Source organism: Bradyrhizobium sp., assembly GCF_035701725.1.
In the GTDB taxonomy this organism is placed as follows: domain Bacteria; phylum Pseudomonadota; class Alphaproteobacteria; order Rhizobiales; family Xanthobacteraceae; genus Bradyrhizobium.
Genome location: NZ_DASSRP010000049.1, coordinates 1 through 20235 on the forward strand (window position 1 = coordinate 1; position 20235 = coordinate 20235).

Annotated in this window: 19 protein-coding genes; 10 read left to right on the forward strand and 9 right to left on the reverse strand. The window is 61.6% G+C overall.

Features of this window, described 5'->3' with window-relative positions; genetic code table 11:
- A partial coding sequence (locus VFL62_RS02515; RefSeq protein ID WP_325170803.1) for an amidohydrolase family protein occupies positions 1-841 on the forward strand: 841 nt, incomplete at its 5' end.
- 6 nt (positions 842-847) lie between these two features.
- Here the strand turns inward: VFL62_RS02515 and VFL62_RS02520 are convergent.
- From VFL62_RS02520 to VFL62_RS02550, 7 genes are all read right to left on the reverse strand, one after another.
- Complete coding sequence (locus VFL62_RS02520; protein ID WP_325170804.1) at positions 848-2068, reverse strand: MFS transporter; 1221 nt, start codon at positions 2066-2068, stop codon at positions 848-850.
- Positions 2069-2192: 124 nt separating this feature from the next.
- Positions 2193-2543, reverse strand: coding sequence for a DUF3147 family protein (locus VFL62_RS02525; protein WP_325170805.1), 351 nt, complete (start codon positions 2541-2543; stop codon positions 2193-2195).
- Positions 2544-2703: 160 nt separating this feature from the next.
- Positions 2704-3519 carry a hypothetical protein gene (locus VFL62_RS02530; RefSeq protein ID WP_325170806.1) on the reverse strand — a complete coding sequence of 272 codons (816 nt, stop codon included), beginning with the start codon at positions 3517-3519 and terminating at the stop codon, positions 2704-2706.
- Entirely contained in the window at positions 3516-5201 is a 1686-nt protein-coding gene (locus VFL62_RS02535; RefSeq protein WP_325170807.1) for a c-type cytochrome, read from the reverse strand. The genes VFL62_RS02530 and VFL62_RS02535 overlap by 4 nt, the downstream gene beginning before the upstream one ends.
- 184 nt (positions 5202-5385) lie before the next feature.
- Positions 5386-6327, reverse strand: coding sequence for a DUF1259 domain-containing protein (locus VFL62_RS02540; RefSeq protein ID WP_414644583.1), 942 nt, complete (start codon positions 6325-6327; stop codon positions 5386-5388).
- 65 nt (positions 6328-6392) lie between these two features.
- Positions 6393-7208, reverse strand: a complete 816-nt coding sequence (locus tag VFL62_RS02545; RefSeq protein WP_325170808.1) for a sulfurtransferase/chromate resistance protein — start codon at positions 7206-7208, stop codon at positions 6393-6395.
- Positions 7209-7413: 205 nt separating this feature from the next.
- Positions 7414-8709 (reverse strand): ATP-binding protein, encoded by a 1296-nt coding sequence (locus tag VFL62_RS02550; RefSeq protein WP_325170809.1) that lies wholly within the window; start codon positions 8707-8709, stop codon positions 7414-7416.
- A 98-nt stretch (positions 8710-8807) separates the two neighbouring features.
- Between VFL62_RS02550 and VFL62_RS02555 the strand changes: the two genes are divergently transcribed.
- The 3 genes from VFL62_RS02555 (at position 8808) to VFL62_RS02565 (ending at position 12430) form a co-directional block, all read left to right on the forward strand.
- Positions 8808-9452, forward strand: coding sequence for a response regulator transcription factor (locus VFL62_RS02555; protein ID WP_325170810.1), 645 nt, complete (start codon positions 8808-8810; stop codon positions 9450-9452).
- A gap of 366 nt (positions 9453-9818) precedes the next feature.
- Entirely contained in the window at positions 9819-11630 is a 1812-nt protein-coding gene (locus VFL62_RS02560; protein WP_325170811.1) for a porin, read from the forward strand.
- 74 nt (positions 11631-11704) lie between these two features.
- Entirely contained in the window at positions 11705-12430 is a 726-nt protein-coding gene (locus VFL62_RS02565) for an outer membrane protein (RefSeq protein WP_325170812.1), read from the forward strand.
- 140 nt (positions 12431-12570) lie between these two features.
- Here the strand turns inward: VFL62_RS02565 and VFL62_RS02570 are convergent, their stop codons facing one another.
- Complete coding sequence (locus VFL62_RS02570) at positions 12571-12855, reverse strand: hypothetical protein (protein ID WP_325170813.1); 285 nt, start codon at positions 12853-12855, stop codon at positions 12571-12573.
- 252 nt (positions 12856-13107) lie between these two features.
- Here VFL62_RS02570 and VFL62_RS02575 point away from each other — a divergent pair, with 252 nt between their 5' ends.
- Complete coding sequence (locus VFL62_RS02575) at positions 13108-13545, forward strand: hypothetical protein (protein WP_325170814.1); 438 nt, start codon at positions 13108-13110, stop codon at positions 13543-13545.
- A gap of 31 nt (positions 13546-13576) precedes the next feature.
- Here VFL62_RS02575 and VFL62_RS02580 read toward each other — a convergent pair whose 3' ends face one another.
- Entirely contained in the window at positions 13577-13846 is a 270-nt protein-coding gene (locus VFL62_RS02580) for a hypothetical protein (RefSeq protein WP_325170815.1), read from the reverse strand.
- 157 nt (positions 13847-14003) lie between these two features.
- On the opposite strand from VFL62_RS02580, the gene VFL62_RS02585 reads away from it, so the two are divergent.
- The 5 genes from VFL62_RS02585 (at position 14004) to VFL62_RS02605 (ending at position 19801) form a co-directional block, all read left to right on the forward strand.
- Positions 14004-14867 carry an alpha/beta hydrolase gene (locus tag VFL62_RS02585; RefSeq protein WP_325170816.1) on the forward strand — a complete coding sequence of 288 codons (864 nt, stop codon included), beginning with the start codon at positions 14004-14006 and terminating at the stop codon, positions 14865-14867.
- Positions 14868-14964: 97 nt separating this feature from the next.
- Positions 14965-15714: a substrate-binding domain-containing protein gene (locus VFL62_RS02590; RefSeq protein WP_325170817.1), complete on the forward strand. Its 750-nt coding sequence runs from the start codon at positions 14965-14967 to the stop codon at positions 15712-15714.
- Between the two features lie 175 nt (positions 15715-15889).
- A complete protein-coding gene (locus VFL62_RS02595) occupies positions 15890-16933 on the forward strand; it encodes a TRAP transporter substrate-binding protein (RefSeq protein WP_325170818.1) in 1044 nt (347 codons plus the stop codon).
- A 2-nt stretch (positions 16934-16935) separates the two neighbouring features.
- The gene (locus VFL62_RS02600) at positions 16936-18807 is read left to right on the forward strand and encodes a TRAP transporter large permease subunit (RefSeq protein WP_325170819.1); all 1872 of its coding nucleotides are present in this window, start codon (positions 16936-16938) and stop codon (positions 18805-18807) included.
- Positions 18808-18823: 16 nt separating this feature from the next.
- A complete protein-coding gene (locus VFL62_RS02605; protein WP_325170820.1) occupies positions 18824-19801 on the forward strand; it encodes an NAD(P)-dependent oxidoreductase in 978 nt (325 codons plus the stop codon).
- The last annotated feature ends 434 nt before the right edge of the window (positions 19802-20235 follow it).

The window sequence follows — 20235 nt, forward strand, 5'->3', positions numbered from 1 at the left end:
CGATGTCGTGGGGCTGAAGGCGATGGCGATATTTGCGCAGCGTGCGTTCTGGACGCTGCGGCCGGGTGGCGTGAAGGTACATGCCGGCGCGCCCGTGATCGAATGCGAGATGGTAGAAGAAGACTTCAAGGAACTGGCCGCGGCCGGCGTCAAACTGCTCGGCGAAGTCGGCCTCGGCGGCGTCAAGGACGGACCCACCGCGCGCAAGATGGTAGGCTGGGCGCGCAAATACGGCATTCAAAGCACCATCCACACCGGTGGCCCGTCGATCCCCGGTTCGGGCCTGATCGACAAGGACGTCGTGCTGGAAGCCGACACCGACGTGGTCGGCCACATCAATGGCGGCCACACCGCGCTGCCCGACAACCAGATCCGCTGCATCTGCGAGGGCTGCAAACGCGGGCTGGAGCTGGTTCACAACGGCAATGAGCGCTCGGCGCTCTATACGCTCCGCACCGCGCGCGAGATGGGCGATCTTGCCCGCGTCATTCTCGGCACCGATGCGCCGGCCGGCTCCGGCGTGCAGCCGCTCGGCATCTTGCGGATGGTCTCGATGCTGTCCTCGCTCGGTGAGCTGCCTGCGGAAATCGCGTTTTGCCTCGCGACCGGAAACACCGCGCGGATGCGTGCGCTCGACTGCGGCCTGATTGAGGTCGGCCGCGCGGCCGATTTCGTGCTGATGGACAAGGCGCAGCACTCGCCAGGCAAGAACATTCTCGAGAGCGTCCGGCTCGGCGATCTGCCCGGTATCGGCATGACCGTCATCGACGGTATCGTCCGCACCCAGCGCAGCCGCAACACGCCGCCCGCGACCAAGGTGCCGGAGATCGTCGGACGTTGAGCGAGCCTAAAGCTGTTCTTCAGGCGGTTTGATATGCCTGAAGGTGAACAGAAGCGCGAGATCGTAAACGATCTTCAGGCCTCCGCACAGGATGAGCGGCAATCCCGAGAAAGACGTCGCCAATAATGCACCGGCGATGACGGGGCTGACCGCCGAGGCGAGACTGCGCGGCACGGTGGTGACGCTGGCCGCAGCCGGACGCTCCGCCGGGGTCACCACGGCCATCACGTAGGACGTCCGGGTCGGCACATCCATCTGCGACAGCGCCGCGCGCAGGAGTAACAGACCCAGCGCGACATACAGGTTGGGCGCGAACGCGGCAAGAATCAGGAACACGCTCGAGGGAATGTGCGTGAACACCATGGTGTTGACGAGCCCGATGCGCTTGGCGAGCCAAGCCGCCACGGGATAGGAGAATGCGCTCAAAGTGCTCGACCAGAAAAAGAACACGCCGGCAGCCGACAGCGACAGATCGAACCGCTCGAACAGCCAGAGCACCAGCAGCGATTGAGCGATGAAGCCGCCGGCAAAGGAATCGATGCAGAACAGAGCCGCCAGCCGATAGACCATGCTGCGCGACGCCGCGAGCGGCGCGTGCCTCTTTTCTTCCGCATGTGCGCGCGGCAGTCCGCTGTACAAAACTGCGCTCGCAAGGCCGAGGGCCGCATAAGCATAGAACATCCATCGCAGCGCGCTGACATTGTCGATGCCCGCAGAGCCGAGGAAGTCCGGCAAGGACGAAGCGAGCGAGCCGGCCGCGGCGGATAGCGATCCGATCAGGCTATAGCGCGCGAAAACGCGTGTTCGCTCGCGATCCGATGCGCTGCGCGCCAGCATGGCGTGCTCCAGCGGCACCAGCATGCCGAGGTCGCCGGCCGAGGGATTGATCGTTCCCACAAACCCGACCAGCGAAATCAAGGCGAGATGCTCGACGTTGGGAAACGCGATGCCGGTGAGCACCATCAGCCCGGCGCCAACCAGCATCAAGGCCCTCATATCATGCCGGGGCGCAATGAGACCCGTGACGAGCGTCAACAGAGCCGTGCCGAACAGAGAAGCGGTCGCCACGATGCCCACCGCGACCGCATCGAAGCCATGCGCGGTCATGTAAGCGGGAAGGATGATGATGGCGAAGCCATCGCCGAAGCCACGAAGACCGCGCGCGAGATAGAGACGGGAAATACCTGTCCCGGTTGCGACCGGCGGAGGTTTGGTAGAAATGCTCATCGTCCTCGCGCGCGCCGTCCATTTGGCTCTGACATTCGCGAGCGCGCGCACCGCGACGGTGTACGGATGTCAGGGCCGAGACATTGATGGATGCTCATCGTTTGCCCGAGTTCGCGAGCACGCCTCACAGGTTGACACCGAAGCGCGCGAGGACCGAGGCCGTTACAAGATACAAGACGAAGGTGACGATGCAGCCTGCAATCAATGACACCCAGAAACCCGCGCCGCTGCGAAGCAGCGCCGGAATCAGCAGGAACATCGGCAACGAAGGCAACACGTACCAGAAGGTTGCTTCCATGTGCGAGGCTATCCGCGACGGATCGGCCGTGTCCCGCCAAAGCCAAATCACGGCCATGATCGAAACCAGCGGCAGCGAGGCGACCAGGGCGCCGAATGCCGGACTGCGCTTGGCGATTTCGGACACAATGGCGGCGGTCACCCCCGAAACAGCGGCTTTGGTCAGGAAATAGAACATTGCGGCCTTCCCCTGGGTCAGGCGGAGATGCCGGCTACTATCACCCGATTGGCCAGGGCAAGACACCGCGAAATTCCGGAACGTCACAGCATTGCGAGGTTCGCAATTCCGGCAGGCGGGCGCTAGCTGCCTTCCAAGCAACATCAGCCGGGCCGGCGCCTTACTTTGAGAGGCCCCAATTGCTGAAGGTCACACCCGGCTTCGTCGGAGCCTTGTCGCCCTCCTCCTTGAACGCAAACGTAAGTCCGGCACGGATTTCATTGACGGCGCGACCGTTCACGGTGGCGTAGCGATACGCCGCGTCGAGCGAGAGATCCTTTTCGACCTGCCAGATCGCGCCGATCAGCACCGAACGGCTTTCGCCCTCGGTCCATACCTTGTCGTAAAAGACTTCCATCACCGGGCGGACAGTCCAATTACGTGGTCCTTCGAGGATCACGCTGACAAATGACTCGGCCTGATGATCGCGCGTGAGATTGGCTTCGACGTTGAAATGCATCGTGCCCCAGTCCCAGCGCTGCGACACGATGCCGGCCCAGCTGAATCCGACACCGGAGTCGGCGTTTATACCGGGCAGCAAGGGGCCGAATTCGGTGGCGACGCTGATGCCGGATCCGGACTTGTCCTGCAGCGAGCCCGGCACGATGACATATTTGAGGAACGCGCCCGTTGCCGCGACGCTGGGCTGGCCACCGCCGGTGATCGGCGACAGCATCTCGGTCTGCAGCACCATCTCCCAACGCTCGGCGAAGCCGTAGTTATAAACGACGAACGGCGCGACCGCGGTCGATTGCGAGCCGGTCTTTTGAACTCCGAACGGTTGAAGCTCGACCTCGGTTTCGTGGACGTCGGCCACAGCCGCGTCGGTGCCGTCGAACGGGCGGTAGGCGGACGCGGGCCGCACGCCAAGACCAAGTGCGAGGCCGACGGTGCCGGCCGCAACCAAATATCGCCTCGCGCGCGAAGCCTCTCTCATCGCGACATCCGCCACGGCGAGCGATCCGGCCAGGATTCCAGCGCGGCCTTCGCCCATTCGGTCGATTTATCGGTGTGACACAGATTACATGCGTTCGGAATCTTGAGCGCTTCGGTGTCACCCGGTGTCACGAAACGAAAGGTGTGGCTGCGGACATTCTGGTCAGAGATCGTCTGTTCGATCTTCGGCATGTGGCAGGCGATGCATTCGTTGCCCGGACTGCCGGACTTGTGATGGGTATGCGCCTCGACGCTCGGAGCGTGCGGTCCCGCTTGCGCATTCGGGCCGTGACAATCAAGGCACAGCGCGTTGCCCTGCTTGCGCACCATGCCGGCATTCTCGGTGCCATGCGCATCGTGGCAACTGAAGCAAGTGACGCCGCGGGCATACATCAGACTCTGCACGAAGTCGTTGCCCTGCATGCGGTTCTTGTGGCCGGTGTCGTCGGCGAAATGGGTGAAGGTGGTTTCGCCGAGCTTGTGTTCCTCGAGCTTCCAGTAGTCTTTCAGATTCTTGGTGACGTCGTAACCCACCGGCCAGTCATAATATTTGCCTTCGATCGGGTTGCTCAGCGGCTGCCCCTGCGAATGGCACTGGATGCAGGTATCGCTGGCGTGGACGTAGTCGAACCGCCCCGGATTCGCGATTGTTTCACGAACCGGCTTCTTGACGTGCGCTTCACCCGGCCCATGGCATCGCTCGCAGCCGACGTTCCACTCGGTGACAGTCTTGGTCTTGATATCGTAATTGACGGAATGACAGCCGTCACAGAGCGGCCCGGTCGGGCGCTGGAAGTTGTCCGGCGGATAGAGCGGCGCCCACCAGTCACCGCTGTTGGGAACGAAATATTTGCTCCAGGTCTGATGGAAGACATCCCACTGGACCGGAAGCGGGAAATAGTCGTCGCCGACTTTCTTGAAATAGCGCTGCTTCCAGCGGCTGCCATAGACGAAAGCGACGTCGTCCTTGGTGAAGTTGAAGACCGGGTTGGGCTTGGAGATATCCGGCGTGATGGCATCGGGATGCTCGCGCGGATCGCGCACGACATTGGCCATGCGCGTCTTCATCCAGCGGGCATAGATTTCCTCGTGACAGCCCTTGCAGGCGAGCGAGCCGGCATAACGTCCGTGATCCGGTGGCGGCGGGCTTGTGGGTGCGGCCGCGGCCGGAGCCAGTTCAGCTACCTGCGGCAAGTGCCGGAGGTAGCTGACGAGCTGCCAGATCTGCCGATCGGGCAGATTCCAGGCCGGCATGCCGGTGTTACGGATGCCGTTGCGGATATGATAAAAAAGCTCGCCGTCCGAGGTCGCCTGAATCGCAAACGATCGCAGCGCCGGCGGACGCGGATACTGGCCTGCGCCGATGGTGGTTCTGCCGCCGCCATCATAGGCGTGACACGTCTCGCATTTTTCCCGATAGAGATCGCGGCCGGCTGCGATGCTGGCGAGATCGCTCTTCAAGGGATTGACGGCGTTCTTCGCTTGATCCGGCACGCTTTGATGCAGCAGCCAGGTAGCGACCAGCGTCTCCACGGCCGGTGGCTCGCGGAGCGCGCTCGACAAGCCGGGAACCGCCACAGCATAAAACGTGCCGCTGATTGCCAGGATCGCAGCAATGATGCCCGCAATCCAGATGCGAGTGCGATTTCGGCGCTTGGGTAGATCTTGACGACTGTCGGACATGCTACGCCCTTGGTGAATCGGACGCGATTCTTCGGCATGTCGCCTCGCGGGAAGATCGCTTTCCCGTACTGCAAAATTAAATCTTCGCCGTCGAATCTGTCAACCAGATGTGGCGGGCTTCTCAGCTATCCGGCCCCGCTCGACTGCCGTTGTCATTGTCACTATCGCTACCTACGATTCGCTATCAGCTCTTGGTGCTCGCAGTTTTGTCCAGTGCTGCACGCAGGCCCTTGGCAAGCTTGATCGCGTCGTCGTTGGCCCAGAAGTGCATGAAGAACAGCCGCGGCTGCTCGTCGATCATATGACTGTGCAATGCTGTCACCTCGATGCCGTTGCTCCGCAGCGCCATGATCACCGGATTGACTTCTTCTCCGGTCATGACGAAGTCGCCCGTGATCGCGGCCTTGCCATTGCCGGTCGGTTGGAAGTTGATGCCTGTCGCAACCCCCATCGGTCCGGCCGGGACCAAGGGCACGCCGCCATCGGTGATCGGATCGCGGCGCGGTACGCCGAACTGATACACGCCGCCATTCGCCTGTCCCTTGACACCGATGATCTGGTCGAGTTGCGCCGTGTCGAGGTCGACCGCCGGAGGTGGCGTCGTCGAAGGGGTAACCCTGAGCGGCGTCTTGCTTTCGGCGAGCGCATCGTGGATCGCCGAGGCGAGCTTCACGGCATCGCCGTGACCGGCGACATGCATGTAGAAGGTCGCAGGACTGGCGCGCAGCAGGTGATTGTGCACGGCGGTGATCTGAAGCCCGCTTGCGATCATCTTCGCCATCACCGGATTGACTTCGCTCTCCAGCAACACCAGATCGCCCATCGCCATCACGCCGCCATGGGCGGGCTTGAACGCGATCCAGCCGCCGAGTGCAAATGCCGGCTTGATCGTCACGCCATCCAGCGTCACCGAAAGGTCGGAGCGCCCGAAGCCGTAGCGGTGCACGTCGCCCGACACGGCCGCTTTCCGCCCGAGCGTCTCGTCGACCTTCGCCCAGTCGATTTCCTGGGCATGCGCTGGCGACACGAAGGGTTCTGCGATGGTGTTCCACTCGGCTCTCTGAGCGCCAAATACAGCGGAAAATGCCATGAGAGCGAATGTGGCCGTCCAGATGTTGATACGCATGATCGCGCCTTTTCTCTTGGTCAGATCGCCCCTGTGTCTCCCCCCTTCGGTCTCCCCCTTGGCCACTACGGCTTTGCCCTGGTTGGACTATGGTGGGTTTCTTTCGCGGCATCGCGGCACCAGCGATAGAACGCGTCGTAGATCAGCATGCCGGCGTTCAGCTGCTCCAGATCGTCGTCATACATGCGCGACAGGCCGAGCGAGGCGGCGAGCAGGCCCGGCGCCTCCGGTGAAAGATCGAGCCGCGCCGTGTCGGCCGCGCGGACCATCGTCGCCAGCCGCTCCAATGGCGGCATCAACAGGCCGAACTCCTGCACCATGACATCGAAAGTGCAGAGCTCGCCGCGATGGCTCCAGAAGACGCGCTCGACATCGAATGGCGCGGCGCCAAAACGCTCGGCAACCGCCTCGATCTCGGCAGGGGTGACGAACAGAAACACGGCGGAAGGATCCACGAAACGGCGGATCAGCCAGGGACAGGCGATGCGGTCGACCTTGGGCCGCGACCGCGTCACCCAGACGGTGCGCCCACGCGCGTCGCGTTTGGGAAGCTTATCGGCCGCGACCGTCGGAAGCTCTGCGTTCCTCCAGGCGGCGTGGCCGCCTTCCAGCGTTTCGGCTGATATGCCGCTGTGGCGCAGCCAGGCCGCCGTGCCCTCCGAAAGGCCACCGCCATCACGACAGATCACGATCACGGACTTGCCGACAAAGTCGGCTGCCCATTCCTGGACATTACGATGGGAACGGCGCGTTGCGCCCGGAATGAGACGTGGCTCCGCCGCGAATTCTTCGTCGCTGCGGACGTCGATCAGGGCCGGCAGCTTTGCCGTGCCAATGAGCCGGGACAATTTGTCTGAAGGAATTGAGGTATATGAAGACATGCTGCGCCCTTGGTGAACAGGACGCGATTCTTGGGCATGTCGCCTGGAGGGGAGATCGCTATCCCCTGTTGTCGGAGGTAGATCAGTTTCCAGGAACTGTCAATAATCAGAATGATGACAATGCCTTGGAACAAAAGCGTGATGAGATGCCGGACATGATCGCTCCGCCAGGGAAACCTTTTCCGCTATGGATGCGGCGTTACAGTCAACCGACTCGGGCGGCCGCCAAGGGCAGCCAGCAGCGCACCACCGTTCTTCCATTCTCGCGCAGCAAATCCAGTTTTCCGTCCAGCGCGCGGCTGCGATCGGACATTCCCGTCAGCCCCCTGCCGAGCGCGACATTTTCGGGAAATCCGATGCCGTCGTCAGAGACCTCGATCGTGACAGCCTGATCGCGCAAGTCGGCAACGACGTTCAATGTACTCGCCTGCGCATGCTTGATGACGTTGGTGATCGCTTCCTGGACCACGCGGTAGATCGTCTGCGACATCAGGTGATCGAGCGAATCCAGCCGCGGATCGATCTCGGCCGAAGTCGCAACGGACGGCAACGCCGCATGCGCATTCTGAAGCAGCGTCTCGATGCTTTTCTCAAGTCCGAGTTCTTCGAGGTAGAGCGGACTAAGCCCTTCCAGAATCCGGCGGCTGGCCTGCTGAAGCGCTTCGGCTGCCTCGATGAGCTGATTGGACGGCGCTTCCGGATCGCTGGACGATCCCGACAGCGCGATGGCGTTGGCGCGGATCGCAAACAGCAATGGGCCAAGCTCGTCATGCAGTTCCTTGGCGAGCTCTTCGCGCTCATCGTCCTGCAGCGACACGAGCTTGCGCAGCATGTCGCGATTGTCCTTCGCCAATCGTTTGAGCTTTCGCGCCAGCTGATTGGCTTCCGCGCAGCTCTTGCGGACTTCGGGAGGTCCGAGCAGCGGAATCTTTCTGTCATAATCGCCGCGCTGCATGCGCGCCAGCCCTGCACCGAGTTGCTGCAGCGGCTGCAAAGCCATCGTCGTCGTCAAATAGGCGCTGACCGCCGCCAGCACCAAAAGAGCCGTGCCCGACAGAACGATCGCCAGAAAGCCAAGCCATTTCTCATTCAAATCGGGCGTCAGATCGGGAACGAAAAGGATATCGCCGACATGCTGCTCGCCAACGATAATCGGGTGAGCGGTCGCAAGGTTGGGTATTCGCAACAGCCCCACGAACCAGGCAGGAACGGCGTCGGTATTCAACCGGATCTTGGGCGTGCTTACGGAAGCGTCGGCCTTGCGGTATTGGATTGCGTCTCCCCTGCCAATGCCGTCGGCAAAGGCCTCCAGCGTCGGTCCGGGGTTTCCCGCAACCGAGAGCGCCGCGTTGAGACCTTTCGTCACAGTCTTGACCAGGGCAGCGGCGTCCTCACTTTCCCTTTCGAACTGATCGGGCGAAAATGTCTGCAGGGCAAATATGCCGAAAAGCAGGGAAGCCGCGATCAAGCCGATGGTCGGCAGAAAAAGCCGAAACCGCAAAGGAAGCCTTTTCCACATATCGTCATCCCAACTTTCTAGAGAGATTCTATTCCGCTGATCTGCGATCCGCGTTTATACCCCGAGCAACGATAACCATCATGATCCCCGAACATCAAAAGACTCAAACGAAGGTGCTGATCGTCGATGACCATCCGGTCGTCGTCTCCGGCTGCAGGTCCTTGTTCGTGTCCGACGCATCCGTGAAGATCGAGGGCGCCGGAAACGCCAAAGCCGGCCTGCTCGCGTTCCAGGAAAGCAAGCCCGATATCACCGTCATCGACATCAAGCTTCCGGACGTTTCCGGCTTTGAATTGATGCGGCAGATCCGCAAGGAAGATCCTGATGCCCGGATCATCATGTTCAGCATGAACGACGATCCGGCGTTCGTGGTGCGGGCGGTCGAGATGGGCGCGCAAGGCTATCTCTCAAAATCCGATGATCCACGGCTTTTCGTCAAAGCGGTGCTCAAGGTCGCCGCCGGTGAAAACTACATTTCACCGCACCTCGCCGAAGCCGTCACGTTCGCGTCCGCCGCCAAGGCCAGCCCGGCCAACAAGATGACGACGCGCGAACTGGAGATTCTGACGCTGCTGCGTCGAGGCGACAAGATCGCCGAGATCGCGGATGCGCTCGGTATCTCCTACAAGACGGTGGCCAATTCGACATCGCTTCTGAAGCAGAAACTCGGCGCCAAGAGCCATTCCGATCTCATCCGCATGGCGGTCGAGATGAACCTCGGCTGAGATCCTCGTGCACGGCTTGGTGTTGAAGCCCACGACAAGCTTTCACGGTCACCGATCATCCGCCGCACATTGCCGTTTTCACCGGCGAGATATTCCCGATCTGATTCTCAGGCGCCTGCTTTCGCTGCTACTTATTCCCGTTATTGGTATACATTATTCCTAAGTGTTGCCAGAACGACACATCGCATACCGCATTGCGACAAACTAGCGCATACGCACACATCATCTTGAAATAAATTGATTTTCCGATGGTTCGCAAGCCGAGCGATTTCGCAACTGCGTTAGATCTCTGAATTCCGCGCCGCGTTGACGGTATCGTGCGACCAAGCGAGGCTCCTCAACTGATTTGAATTGGGGGGCGAGACGATGAGAAAACGCGTTCTGGGCGCAACCTTACTCGCAGCGGGGTTTGTGTTGCAGGCACTGCCTGCTTCCGCCGATGACAGACTCGACGAGGTGTTGAAGCGGCTCGACAAGATTGAGAAACGAGACGCAGCGCTCGCCAATGAGAATGCGGCGTTGAGAAGGCAACTCAACAAGCGTGATGACGCCTCCATCAAGAACGCGACGCCTGCCAAGCCCGGCGTTTCGCCAGCGGTCGGCGCGGTGCTCGCAACGCGCACACCAACTCCAGCACCCGCGCTCGTCGCGCCCGAGATCGATGCCAACGGCCACGGCTTCCTTGAGCACAAGAAGGGCAATCCGCTCACCTTCTACACGCCGGGCGGCGAGATCACGGGTTACGGCAACATCGACATTTCGTTCGATGACACGACCAAAGCTCTTGCCGGAAATATAAACAACACTGGGCTCGCCGGTGGGAGCGAGCCTGCCCCGGTGGGTAATTTCGGCTGGATGCCGGCGATTGCCAGTAACAGCTCCTATCTCGGTGTACGCGGTTTCCAGCGGTTGCCTAATCTGCCGTTCAACTTCGTCTATCAGCTCGAAGTGGGCTTCGATGTTTCTAGTACCCCCGGCACCAGGGAGAGCAACAGCAACCTGAGCAATGGTGTCAACGGCTCGCTGTTCAACCGCAACACCTATATCGGTTTTGCCAATCCCGAGTGGGGCGCGGTCAAGATCGGCAAAACGACGAGTCCGTATGAGAGGTCGACCGGCGGTTTCAACCCATTCGCCGGCGAAATCGGCGATATGCATGTCATCATGGGCAATACCGGCGGCGACAACCGTGTGGAATTCGGCGGCCGGCTCGATCACTCGATTTGGTATGAATCACCGACTATCGGCGGCTTCCAGTTCAACGCGCTGTTCTCGCCGGGCCAGAACCGCGCGACAATCAATGACAATATCCCGGCCGGCTCCGGGGATTGTACCGGCGGCAATGATCCGACCTCGGGCGGCAACCTGCCGGTGACCTGCGGCGACGGCTCATTTGGCAACGCGGTCAGCGCCAACTTGAGCTACACCAACGGCCCGCTCTACGTGACCGCGGCTTACGAACGGCACTTTGGTACCAACAGGCAAAGCGACATTGCTGCCATTTATGGTATCGCCAATAGCGGGCTCTTCACCAATGCGAGCAGCTGTTCGCAGACTCAGGCGTTTGGACTGGCTAACGGGTTGTTTGCCGGCCCCAGTCCCGCGGTATCAGCGGCCAACTTCTTGCGACTCTGCAACGAGGATGTCGGTGACGAAGATGCCTGGAAGGTCGGCGCCCTCTATACCTTCTCCACCAAGACCACGGTCGGGGGCATCTTTGAATCGTTCCATCGCTACCTACCGGCCGAGCTGGCATTTCAGAACGAACGTCAGCGCAATGGCACGTGGTTCTTCGTGACCCAGGAATTGACGCCGGTGGACAGCATCAGCTTCGGCTGGGCTCATGCATTCAACACACCCGGCGACCCCGGGCAGCACAACTCGGCCACGCAGACGACGCTCGACGGTGGTGCCACGTTCGCGAACAACGACAACTCCGCCGACATGGTCACGGCAAACTACAAGCACAAGTTCGGGTCGAACCTGACCTGGTATACCGCGGTGGCCGCGACCATCAACGGGCCGACATCTCACTACGATCTCGGCGCAGGCGGTCACGGCGTCACCACCGATGCCCACTCGGCATTTGATGCCACCGGCGGCCTGGCTTCGAATCCGCACATCTGGACGGGTCCGATCCTCGCCGGCGTCTCGACCGGCATCCAGTGGAGGTTCTAATGCCCCGTCAGAACCAGAACGCGCGCTCCTCCCACAAGCAGGCTTCAGCGAGACAGTTTAGAGAGATGACCATCATGAAGAAGACCCTCCTCAGTGCAGCCACCATTTTGGCTCTCGCTCCAACGGCCGCAATGGCAGCTGACCTGCCGATGAAGGCAGCAGCGCCGGTCGAGCAGATCTACAACTGGACCGGCTTCTACATCGGTGCCACAGCCGGCGGATCATTGGGGGCCAGCGACCACGTCAGCCAGACAAACTCGACGCTCAGCTTTGCGAACGGCTACAATATCAAGGGCGGTATCGGCGGCGGAACTCTTGGCTACAATTGGCAGATGGGGAGCTTCGTCCTAGGTTTCGAGGGTGATGGCTCGTGGGGCAGCGAATACGGCAGCAATACCGATAATGGCATCGCCGGCAATCCGGCGTTCCTGAGCTTCACCAAGGAAACCTGGGTGGCGACGGCGCGCGCGCGTGTCGGCTATGCGGTCAACAACCTGCTGTTCTACGGCACTGGCGGCTTTGCGGCCACCGGCGCTGAAGCCGGCATCAAGGACGCGAACACCCTCGCTCTCCTCGCGTCGACGACATCGACGCATACCGGTTGGGTCGCGGGTGTCGGCCTCGAATGGGGATTTGCGCCGAACTGGTCCGCCAAGTTCGAGGTGCTGCACATGGAGTACAACAGCACCGCGTTCAACACGATCCAGGGCGAAGGTCCCCGCAGCGTTCCGCTCAATGACTCGATCGGCCGGGTCGGCATCAACTACCGCTTTGGCGGTCCGGTCGTCGCGAAATACTGATCGGCCTGAAAGCGCAAATAAGAAAGCCCCGGTATCACCGGGGCTTTTTCGTGCCTGCCGAGGACTGTCGCTCGGAAGAAAAAGCTCCGGTGTCAAACCGTCGCCCGTTCTTTGAACCCTGTCAGGTTCCGTCGCCCTGCTCAATGAAGAGCATTGTAGCGACCATTCGAGACGGTGTTGTCGGGATAGCGGCCGTCGCCATAGATGCCACCCCAACCGGATGGATAATTGGCGTATCCCTGGCTGTAACCAAATCGTATAGCCTGCTCGACCGGCAGGTTCGGCTCGTAAGCAACGACGGGCGGAGGCGCCGCGTGCAGGTGCCTTCGGTATTGATGCCCATCGACGCTCTGCGCATGGGCCGCGGCCGCACCGATGAGGGCCAGCGACAGCACTGCAGTTCCTGTGAGCCCAAATTTAACCATGATGTTCTCCTGCCTGGCAGATCCGCAAGCCTGCTCGATCTTGCCTTCGCGCGGGCGGACGAAGTTGATGCACTATCCGGATGATAGTGCGTCGCCCAAGACAAACATATACATTTCGACGGCTGTCCAAAACCCTTAGGCTATCTAAAATAGCCTTTAGATTGCCTGAGATTGCCAGCCAATGGCCCCACTCAGACGATGTCGCAGACCACGAGCGGGCGGCCGGGTCGCTCGGTCGGAGGAATAGGAACGATGCGAAGCATAGGCGCAGGGGTTTTTTGCGTGGTTTTGAGCTGCGGCTGGGCGACGGCGCAGGATGCAGCGCCATCGACCCAGGCCGGCAGTCAATTCGTCGGGCAGAATGTCCAGGTCGTCGCCGACAAGTTTGGGCTACCTACCGGCCGCAAGAAGATGGACAACGACGAGATGTTCTATGTTTGGGAGCTCGGTCCACCCGACCCAAGAGCCAAGAGGCGGCGAACCACCGAGGGGTATGGAGGCCGCTACGAAGATGGGGAAACTCCGGGCTACATGACGGACGATCCCCGCATCTGCAAACTCACGGTGATTGCCTCGCCTGAAGGTATCGTCACCCAGGTCACCGCCGAGGACGAAAACGGCACAGGCGCTCCCAAGAGGACATTTGGTTTTCTTGGCAGCGTCTGCGCTGACTGGGGACTGGCGCGCTAGCGCCTTGAGCAAGGGTAGCAGATCCACTCCACTAGTGGCCCCAGTATGGCGGTCCCATGTTTTGATCGACCGTTCCCGGATAGTCGCCATCGCCATAGGGACCACCCCAGCCCGAGTGATATCTCGGCCGGGCGATACCCAGATCAAAATGATCGAAATCCTGAGCGCGCATCCGGTGCACGACTGCCGGTCCGTGCGTAGCGCGATACGCGCCTTGTACGTTATACGCACCCGCAGCCATCGCGGGCGATGCGAGTGCGAGCAAACAACCGGCCAGGGCAATATCTCTAACGTACCTCATCGAGGCCTCCATCCATTCAATCTTTGATGCGCTGAAAACTCAGAAGACCGGGTTCCGGCGCAGGGCCGAGGAGTAACGCGCCGGTCGCGGCGGCGGATTTGATCGCTTTTCTAAAATTATGTTAACCTCGGGTTCCCTCGCACATGCACGTGATCGAATGTTGATCCGCAACTTTTGGACGGGCATCTTCGCGCTGGCGCTAACGAGCCAGATCGCCGCAACCGCGCACGCCACCGATAATTCGGCCGGTGCCTATGCCGACCTTGCCGGCGTAAAACTATGGTTCACGGATTCAGGCGGCACCGGCGTGCCGATCGTGTTGCTCCACGCCAATACCGGCACCAGCGCGGTCTGGGCCGCGCAGATCGCGGGCTTCTCGAAAGCCGGATACCGCGTCATCACATTTGATCGCCGCGGCTGGGGCAACAGCATGGCCGACCCCGCGAGCGGACCGCAGCCGGGAACTGTTGCCAGCGATCTCGACGCGCTGGTCGAATATCTCAAGCTCGACAAATTCCACCTGCTCGGTGTCGCCGGCGGCGGATTTGCTGCGCTCGATTATGCCGCCTGGCATCCGGAAAAACTGCGCGGCCTTGTGATCGGCGGCAGCACCGGAAGCATCCGCGACAAGGAAATCGCCGATTTCTCCGCCCGCATCGAAATTCCCGACATCAGGAAACTTCCCGCGGTCTACCGCGAAGTCGGCGCCTCCTATCGTGGCGCCGATCCGGACGGCACCAAGCGCTGGGTCGATATCGACGAGCATTCCCGCCAGAAGGACGCGCCAAGCCAGCCGCTGCGCACGCCGAACACATTTGCAAAGATCGAGACCATCCCGACGCCGACCCTCATCATCGCAGCGGATGCCGACCTGCTGGCGCCTCCCGCTTTGATGCGCATTTGGGCCGCTCACATGAAAGATCATGAGTGGGCGGAGGTGCCGGATTCCGGTCACGCCATCGCGTGGGAGCATCCGGACGTGTTCAACGCGAAGGTTCTTGAATTCGTCAAGCGACATTGAGCGCCGCAGGCCATCCTCGGGCGACATAGCGGCGACGCGGGCATTTCGCTAAGTTGGCGACGGCCGTCAAACAAGAACGAGTATTCGGGAGGAGAGAATGAAAATTCGATATCGAATTGCCGCGATCGTCGCAGTGGCGACGCCGCTGCTGACGGCTGAGGCGCAAGCCGCTGAAATCAAGGTGCTGGCGTCAACGGCCGTGAAGACCACGCTCGAAGAACTCGCACCGCAATTCGAGAAGGCCACCGGTAGCAAGGTCGATGTGACGTTCTCGCCGGCCTCGGTCCTGAAAGAGAAGATCGACCAGGGCACCGCGTTCGACGTGGCCATCCTCACGACACCGATCATCGACGGACTCGCGAGCAGCGGCAAGATCGAGACCACGCGCACGGCGATCGCGCATTCGGGAATTGGCATTGCTATCAAGAAGGGCGCCGCCAAGCCCGATATCGCCACCAGCGAAGCTTTCAAGCAGGCGCTCCTGAAGGCGAACTCCGTCGGCTATACGGCCGGTGGCGCCACCGGCGCCTATCTCAAGACGCTGTTCGAGAAACTCGGCATTGCCGACGCACTGAAACCCAAGCTGAAGCTGTTGCAAGGCGGCGTCGGGGAAGCGGTCACGAATGGCGAAATCGAGATCGGCATGACCCAGATCAGCGAGATCCTGCCCCACCCCGGCGCCGAGCTGGCCGGGCCGCTGCCGGCGGATATTCAGTCCTATACTTCCTTCTCGGCCGGCGTATCGGCGGCGAGCAAGGAAGTCGACGCCGCGAAGGCGTTCGTCAAATTCCTCGCCGGCCCGCCGGCGCTCGCCGTCATCAAGGCCAAAGGCATGGAGCCCGGCTGATCGCTGGGCGCCAAAACCAAACGTCAAGACGGAAATCGATGACCGCCGCCAGTCCAGCGGCATTTTGGAACCGGAAAGCGCATTGGCCACTTGTGCCGGCAGGATCGATAAAGTTAACTTTGCGGTTAAATAGATGCGGACATCCAACGATCCGCATATCGGGGAGAATCGCGCCATGTCATTTCGGGCCACGTCATTTTCGGTCAATCGCCGTCACCTGCTTCGCTCGTCGGCTGCGCTCGCGGCAACCGGCCTCGCCGCACCGGCGCTGATTGGACGCGCCGAAGCGGCGACGCTGAAATTGAAGCTATCCTCCTCGCAGGCCAACGATCCGAAATTCGCCAACGGCCGCGTCTACTACGACAACCTGGTCAAGCAGATCGCGGCGTCAAACCTCGCTGGACAGATCGAGGTGGCGTTCTTCCCCGACAATCAGCTCGGACAGGAGATCGACGTCATCAATTCGGTCAAGCTCGGCGTGATCGACATGATGGTTTCGGGCTCCTCGATTGCCGCCAATCTCGTGCCCGTGGTCGGTACCTATGACCTCGGCTATCTCTTTACATCGTTCCCGCAACAGACCAAGGCGTTCGATGCCGGTGCGGCGGCGCCGATCGAGCAGGCGCTGCTGAAGGGCGCCAATATCCGTATCATCGCCTGGGCGTACAATTTCGGCTCCCGTTCGGTACTGGCGCGCAAGGCGGTCAATAATCCGGATGACCTTGCCGGGCTGAAGATCCGAACCCTGCCCAACCCCGTGATCACTGAATGCCTGCGCCTGATGGGCGCCGCAGCAACGCCGATGGCGTTTGGCGAAATCTACACGGCGCTGCAAGCCGGTGTGCTCGACGGGCTCGAGCACGACCCGCCGACCATCGTCGCCTCGAAATTCTTCGAGACGGCGAAATTCTACTCGCTCACCCAGCACAACTTCTCGCCGCTGGCGATCTATTGCTCGGAAACCACGCTGAACCGCATGCCGGCGTCGACGCGCGAGGCTTTCACCGACATTACGCGAAAGGCCGCTGCCGATACCCGCGCCCACGGTCTGGCGGTCGAGAAGGAAGCGTTGGCGCAGCTGAAGGACAAGGGCGTCACGATCATCGATTGCGACCGCGAGGCCTTCCGCAAGCGCGTGCTGCCGCAGAGCGAGGCCTTCGTGAAGGCGCATCCGGATGCCAAGCCCGTGGTCGACCTGATCCGCGCCACCTCGGTCTGACGATGGCGGAAGTTGCCACTGCCCTGCCCGGGGTGGACAGCGGCGCCGCGCGGCGAGTAACCGGCATCTTGCTGCGGGTCTCGGACACCGTGGCTGCGGGTCTGCTTGCGGCCGATCTTGCGGTCGTGATCTATTCGGTGCTGGCCCGCTCGCTCTTCACCGCCCCGGTCGAGTGGGCCGACGACGTCGCCCGCGGGTTGATGGTGGCCTCCGCCTTTTTCGGCGCGGCCTCGGCACTGGCGCGCGGCGAAAATCCGGGCGTGGTGTTCTTCCGCGCGCTGCTGCCGCAATCATGGCAGGACGCCATTGACGACATTGGCGCGGCGCTGGTGCTGATTATCGCCGGCTATGTCGCCTTTCACGCCATCGAACTCGGCTGGATCACGTCGGGACAAACCACCGGCGCCGGCCTGCCGCTCGAACTGACGTTCTATCCGATGGGCCTTGGCGCCGCTTTCATGACGGTGTTTGCCGCCGAGATCCTGTTTGATCGAAACTGGCGACGTATCCTGCGCGCGGTCGCGATCCTGGCCGCGATATCCGGCTTGTTCTGGTTGGGCGACACCTTCATCCCGAATGCAGTGCCCTCCTCCGGCGCGTTGATGCTCATTGGCTTCGTGCTCACGCTGGCCGGCGGCCTGCCGATTGGATTTGCGCTGGCGCTGGCCGCGCTGATCTTTATCTGGGCGGAAGGCAGCCTGCCCGGCGTGATCTTCGCCCAGCAAATGGCGCGCGGTATCGACAACTTCGTGCTGCTCGCGATTCCCTTCTTCATTCTGGTCGGCTACCTGATGGAAGCCAACGGCATGTCGGTGCGGCTGATCGAGCTGCTGCAACATCTTGTCGGGCGCATGCGCGGCGGGTTGAACGTGGTCATGGTCAGCGCCATGGTGCTGTTCTCCGGCATCTCCGGCTCGAAGATGGCCGACGTTGCGGCGGTCGGCGCCGTCCTGATTCCGGCATCGCGGCGGTCGGGACAAAACCCCGGTTCTTCGGTGGCGCTGCTTGCCGCATCTGCGGTGATGGCCGAAACCATTCCGCCCTGCATCAACCTCATCATCCTCGGCTTCGTCGCCAACCTCTCGATCGGCGGATTGTTTGCCGCCGGGCTGCTGCCCGCCGCGCTGATGGCTGCGGCATTGATCGCGGTGTCCATCCTGTTCGGAAAGCCGTCGACCGGCGGAGCGGCGACGCCAGTGGAGCACGCGCCGACCGGGCGCATGTGGCTCGGGGCCGGCGTTTCGCTCGGCCTGATCGCGATGATTTTCATCGGCTTCAAATCGGGCTTTGCCACCGCCACGGAGATTTCCGCCTTTGCTTCGCTTTATGCCATCGTGGTCGGCGCGGCGATGTTTCGCGAGCTGACGCTCGCGGCCGCGTGGAGCAGCTTCGTTCACGCTGCCGCACGCGCGGGTCTCGTGCTGTTCATCGTCGCAGCCGCGCAATCGCTCGCTTTCGTGCTGACATTGCAGCAGGTGCCGCATGCGGTCGGTGATTTCATGGTGGGACTGTCGCAGCAGAGCGGCACCTGGCTGTTCATGCTGCTTTCGATCCTGATCCTGATCGTCATGGGGTCGGTGCTGGAGGGCGCCGCCGCACTCATCATCTTCGGCCCCCTATTGGTGCCGGTCGCCAGCAAGCTCGGCATCGCGCCGCTGCATTACGGCGTCGTGCTCGTGATCGCGATGGGCATCGGCCTGTTCGCGCCGCCGCTGGGCCTTGGGCTATACGGCGCCTGCCTGATTGGCAAGGTGCCGGTAGAACGGACCGTGCGACCCATGATGGGCTATCTTGGACTTCTCTTTGCCTGCCTCTTGATCATCGCCTTCGTGCCTGTCATCAGCACATTCCTGCCAAAGCTGATGGGCTACTAGATTGGACGCTTGAACGATGAAGATCCTGCTGACGCACACGCCGCACATGCGCGACAACTATTACGGCACGCGCGCCCTCGCCGGTCTTTCCGCGCTCGGCGAGGTGGTGCTGCATCAGGGCAGCGATACGCTGGAAGGGCAAACGCTGATCGCCGCCGCTGATGGCTGCGATCTCATCGTCGCCGATCGCGCCACGGCGATCCCCGCGCAGATCTTCGATGCTCTACCGTCGCTGAAGGCCGCGCTACGCTGCGCGGTCGACATCCGCAATATCGACGTCGCTGCCGCTTCTTCGCACGGCATTCTCGTAACCCGCGCCAAGCCCGGCTTCGTCGAATCCGTAACCGAACTCGTGCTCGGATTTCTGGTCGATCTCAATCGCGGCATCTCGCGCGCGACGGCCAGCTTTCAGGCCGGCAAGATACCCGCTGCACAGATGGGACGGCAGCTCTCGGGTACGACGATCGGTATCATCGGCTACGGCGCGATCGGCCGCGCGGTTGCGCCGCTCACGGCCGCCATGGGCATGCGGGTCCTGATCTCCGACCCCTATGTGAAGGTCGAAAATTCGAGCTTCCAACAGGTCGATCTGGCGACGCTGCTGGCTCAATCCGACCACGTGGTGTGTCTTGCGATCGCCAACGAAGCCACGGAGAACCTGATCAACGCCGAAGCCTTTGCGCGAATGCGCAAGGATGCTGTGTTCATCAACGTTTCGCGCGGCAATCTGGTCGACGAAGCGGCATTGGCGGCTGCGATTACGCAGAGAAAAATCGCGGGCGCCGCCATCGATGTCGGCCGCGCGCCAGACCAGATGCCAACCCCGGCGATTGCCGCGCTGCCGAATGTGATCGCCACCCCGCATATCGGCGGGCTGACGCCCCCCGCCATCGAGGCCCAGGCGCTCAACACCGTGGAACAGGTCCGCGCGCTCGTTTCCGGCTCGGTTCCTGAAGGGGCGGCCAACGCCGAAAGCTGGACCCGGCGGATCTGAGCGCGTCACAAAACCGGCGGCAAACGCCGCGGCTTCGACACCTGTTGCCGCGGAATAAATCGACCAAAGCATGAGTCTATCCACGTACCGCCGCGCACAAGCGCGGCAAGCGTAGGCATGCGTGCTGTTCGACCTGATGAAGTGGCCGGTGATAGTTCCAAATGTTCGCTGTTCGATTCTGGTCACTGTGGTCATCCTGACGGCTCCCGACGCATATGCGGACAATTGTTCGCAGGCGTCGGAAGAAATCGCGACGGATCGGCCCGATGTGACCAATTCGAGCATCGTCGTCCCGGTCGGAAGCCTGCAAAACGAGAACGGGATCAATCTGGGCGGACGAGACGGGAGCCTGCGGCTCGATGGCACCAACAGCCGCTGGCGGCTCGGCATCGCGCCCTGCCTCGAAGTCCTGATCGATTTGCCGACCTATTTTG